The 4,447-nt window shown below is 33.1% G+C and carries 4 protein-coding genes; all 4 read left to right on the top strand.

All coding sequences use genetic code 11. The features are described 5' to 3' along the window. Positions 1–83: 83 nt before the first annotated feature. Positions 84–755, top strand: coding sequence for a M24 family metallopeptidase (locus tag EHQ24_RS03105; RefSeq protein WP_135600247.1), 672 nt, complete (start codon positions 84–86; stop codon positions 753–755). A gap of 255 nt (positions 756–1,010) precedes the next feature. Next, positions 1,011–1,481, top strand: a complete 471-nt coding sequence (locus EHQ24_RS03110; protein ID WP_135600248.1) for a hypothetical protein — start codon at positions 1,011–1,013, stop codon at positions 1,479–1,481. A 579-nt stretch (positions 1,482–2,060) separates the two neighbouring features. Continuing rightward, positions 2,061–2,822 (top strand): hypothetical protein, encoded by a 762-nt coding sequence (locus tag EHQ24_RS03115; RefSeq protein WP_135600249.1) that lies wholly within the window; start codon positions 2,061–2,063, stop codon positions 2,820–2,822. Between the two features lie 224 nt (positions 2,823–3,046). Next, positions 3,047–4,183: an SIR2 family protein gene (locus tag EHQ24_RS03120; protein ID WP_167483042.1), complete on the top strand. Its 1,137-nt coding sequence runs from the start codon at positions 3,047–3,049 to the stop codon at positions 4,181–4,183. Positions 4,184–4,447 lie beyond the last annotated feature (264 nt).

The raw sequence follows: 4,447 nt of genomic DNA on the forward strand, positions 1-4,447 counted from the left end.
AAGCCAAGAAAGGTTACTAAAAAGCGTTACCCTTCTCATGCCGCTTAATCGTTACCTATCTCTTGAAGTCATACCAAAAATCTATGTTAAATTTAGAAAATATAAGAGAAGTTCAAAATATTGCTAAAAAAACAATAGAACATGTTCAATTACAAACCAAAGAAGGAATGAGTGAAGAGGATATCAAAATTCTAGCTGAATCTTTCATGTTAAGTAATGGAATAAAAAAGTTTTGGTATTATAATGTTGGTGCTTTTGTTCTAGCGGGAAATAGATCCCTACTTTCAATCTCTGGAAAAGACTACGTTCCTTCTAAAGTTAAAGTCAAAAACGGAGAAGTCATTACTATTGATTTAAGTCCGGTTTTAAATAACACTTGGGGTGATTTTGCCAGAACTTTTTATATTGGTAAATCAAATAATGAGATTAACGAAGCTTTAGAATTTATAAAAAACCTTCATTTAATGTTTATCGATATTTATAATCATAATTTAGCTATTTCAATGATTCACAATGAATTATGCAAAAAAATTCAGAATAATGGTTTCGAACTTTTAGATTTTAGAAACAATTTCGGACATTCTATTGAAGAAGACATCACCTTAAGAAAATGGTTCGACTCAAATAATAATGAAAAATTCTCTACGTTAAAGTTTTTTACATTCGAACCTCATATTAAAAAGAAAGGTTCATCTTACGGGATTAAGCATGAGAATATTTATTATTATGATGGATCAAAATTAACCGAAGTATAATCTGGCCAGCGTATAACAGCTACTAACCGCTTCGCTTCGGGACTTACGCCCTCGCTCGGTCTGCGACACATAGGCTTTTGGCACTCCTCTTGCCTGCGCAAGCGTCGTGCCAATCCCTAACGTCCCTTCCGGGACTCAGGGTCAGCCTACGTCGGTTAGTCTAGTTCGTTATACGAAATGGCGGAAAATCTCAATAAATATAAAAAATAATAAATTAAACATTATTCTAATCATTTAATTATCTATATACTACGAATGTGCAGCATTAAAAATAACTTTCTAAATAATGTCGATGCTCCAAACAAAAATGAATTACATATTGAAACAACTCTATCTCCTACAGAGAAATTGGATCATTCTAATGCTTTCATACAATTTTCTTATTATAAAGATAGATCCGATAAGAAAGTAATACTTTTCCTTGAAAAAAGGAATCAAAATATTACCGTACCCGAATCGCTAAAATTTAAATGCGATGGATTTAACCTAAAACTTTCTGCGAATAACCCTGACTCTCGAAACACAGGTCAAGGACGAAATAAAACCATTAATGAAAGCCTTAGAACCTTGCAAACAATTGAAGAGCTAAAACAAATTAGCTTAACAGAAAAATGCAAAGTATTTATTTATGGTAGAATATCTACTGATAGCTTCTATTTAAAAGATGATGGATTACTTTTGCTTCGAAAATTTGTGAATTCAATTGAAATATATTCAGAGGAATAAGACTTTTCATTTCAGTTTTGGCTAAATCAAGAGAAAGCTTTATATTAATACCAAATGAATTTTACTAGGCCAATATTTAAGCTCTCATTAACTAAAAATAAACAATTCTTTCTCCTAATTCTATTTTACTTTCTTAACTGTATAAAAACAGAAAAGCAAGCCTGCTACCATGATATAAAATTAGACGGTGGACCAAAAAGCAATCTAGAGTGCTATATACTTCCATTATATTATGACAGCGTAATTAACGAACCAGGAAAAACTGAAAAAGAAAAAGAAAGTTTACTATATTTAAAAAATTCTATCTTGCGAACTTGTGCAGAAGATACAATAAAATCAGAAAAATGCAAAAACGAGTCGAATTACAAACTTACGATTAGATCTTAATAGCAAAATCCGCCACATCGTATAACAGCGTGGAAACGCTGCGCTTCGGCACTTACGGCCTCGCTTGGCCTGTGGCACATTCCCTTTCTGTCACTCGCTTGCATACGCAAGCTACGTGCCAGTCCCTAACGTCCCGTCCCGGGACTCAGGGTCAGGGAACGTCGTCTCCCCTAGTTCGTTATTCGCAATGCTATGAAAGTAATTCTAAGAAAAGAAAAAAGATTAAACGGAGGTAAACTTGATAACTGTATCTTATGTCTGGAAACGAAAAAATTAATATTGAGCCATATAGTTCCAAAATGGGCATATTATTGGGCTAAACAAGAAGATAGAGGTAGAATAATAGGAAATTATGTTAGTTTAGGAATTCAAAAAATTTTACAAGATGGAACAAAGAATTATCTACTATGTCGGAACTGCGATCAATTTCTAGGGAATGCTGAAAATTATATTAAAATACTAATGCATGGGTCACCATCACAAAAAAGAAAATATCAAATCTTCGAACAAGAAGACAAATTTACAAATCTAAATGTAGAATTAATTCAAAGATTCATTTTTGGAATTTTACTTAAAGCACATCACAGTAATTCTCCTCCTTTCCATAACATTTTCATTGAAAGTTCAATTATTTCGCAAATAAGACAAAGAATATTGGATCCACTCAAAGAAGATAAATCACTTCCAATCATTGGAATGAGATTTGAATCTAACAAAATTCCAGGAATAGATCCAAAAGCAATAATGATTCCTTATCTACAAAATACTGAAAAAGGAATTGCTTATTTTTCCCTGCTACTTGCTGGTTGGGAATGGATTATTTTCTTTCAAAGAAAATTTTTAAAACAATCAATGTATCACTGCAGATTAAAAATGAATGGAGAAATGTACCTTCCTGTCGGAGATATAACTGATCAGAGATTTATAAATAAAGGAAATTTTGATAACTCATAGCACTGCGAATAACAGCGACTAACCGCTTCACTTCGGGATTTACGCCCTCGTTCGGTCTACGACACATAGGCTTTTGTCACTCCTCTTGCTTACGCAAGCGTCGTGCCAATCCCTAACGTCCCATACGGGACTCAGGGCCAGCCTACGTCGGTTAGTCTAGTTCGTTATCTGAAATGCCAATAAATCAACGCTGATAGCTAATTAAAATGAAAAAGGGATTTCTATTGGGTGCAGGTGCATCATATAACTTAGGTATGCCGTTAACTGATGAACTAACAAAAGAGTTTAAGTCAATACTAATTGCAGCCATCGATACGCCGTATTTTAAAGTACAGAGGAATATCTTTGATTTAATCTACCCAATACTTACAAATCCTAACAATACTTACGAAGATATAATCGGAACTCTAGAAGTTGAAATCAGACGACATGAAAATAGAGCAATTTCTCAACAAATCCATGATGTTCTTTCGCGATATTTAGAACTAGTTTACTCCATTCTACTATCCCGACACGAAAGAAATAAAAATTTCATTAATCTTCAACTAGATTTCTTTAAACCAATCTTAGAATACTGTAAAGACGGTCCACTTTGGGTATTCAGTCTAAATCACGATGTAATGATTGAAATAATATGTTCATACTTCAATATTCCACTAAAATGCGGATTTAATGAAAAACTTAAAATAAACAATATAGAATTCGAAATGTTAAGTCGAAGCGAAATGAAAAAAAACAAATTCTCTTTCCACACTAAAGAATCCGGTATAAATCTAATTAAATTACATGGATCTCTTGATCTATTTGTAAAGAATGATGAACTAAATTATATAAAAGTATCTATTGATAAAAACGATCACTTAAAGATAATAGAAGATTTAAAAAAATTGGATCAAATTGAAAAAGAAACTTCGATCTCGTTTGGAGTAAGATGCACGAACGAAATTGCATACTATGATGAAGAGAATATTTTACAATTTTTAAGAAAAACAATCATATCAGGAAAACATAAATACTCTACAAAGATTTCTCACACAATGGATGACTGGTTTTTTAAATTATTTAAAAGCTACATCAATAGTGTTGATGAACTTTATTCAATTGGATATGGCTTCTTGGATCCACATATAAATCAAGTTCTCATAGATTGGCTGGAGTTTTCAAGTAAACGTAATATTACAATTGTAAATCCTAATATAAAAAACATTCCCTCAAATTTTTCTTATCTTGATAAACAAATCAAAATAATTAATTCGGGAATAATCACCTTTTTAAATCCTAACGGTAGTTTAGTAGAAAAAACAAAAATATTCATCACTGAAACTTTAAGAAATATCTTTAGAGAAAAATTTCTCGCTTAAATTGGCACTTCAGATAACAACGGGGAAACGCTTCGCTTCGGCACTTACGGCCTCGCTTGGGCTGCGCCACATTCCCTTTCTGTCACTCGTTCGCATACGCAAACTCCGTGCCAGTCCCTAACGTCCCGTTCCGGGACTCAGGGTCAGGGAACGTCGTCTCCCCTAGTTCGTTATGCGAAATGAATCAAATGTATGACTCAAGACATGGGTAACACTTTTGTAGCAAGACATAGGTAACACTTTCTGGTTTCTCATCTCTTTAGA

This window comes from Leptospira noumeaensis, assembly GCF_004770765.1.
In the GTDB taxonomy this organism is placed as follows: domain Bacteria; phylum Spirochaetota; class Leptospiria; order Leptospirales; family Leptospiraceae; genus Leptospira_A; species Leptospira_A noumeaensis.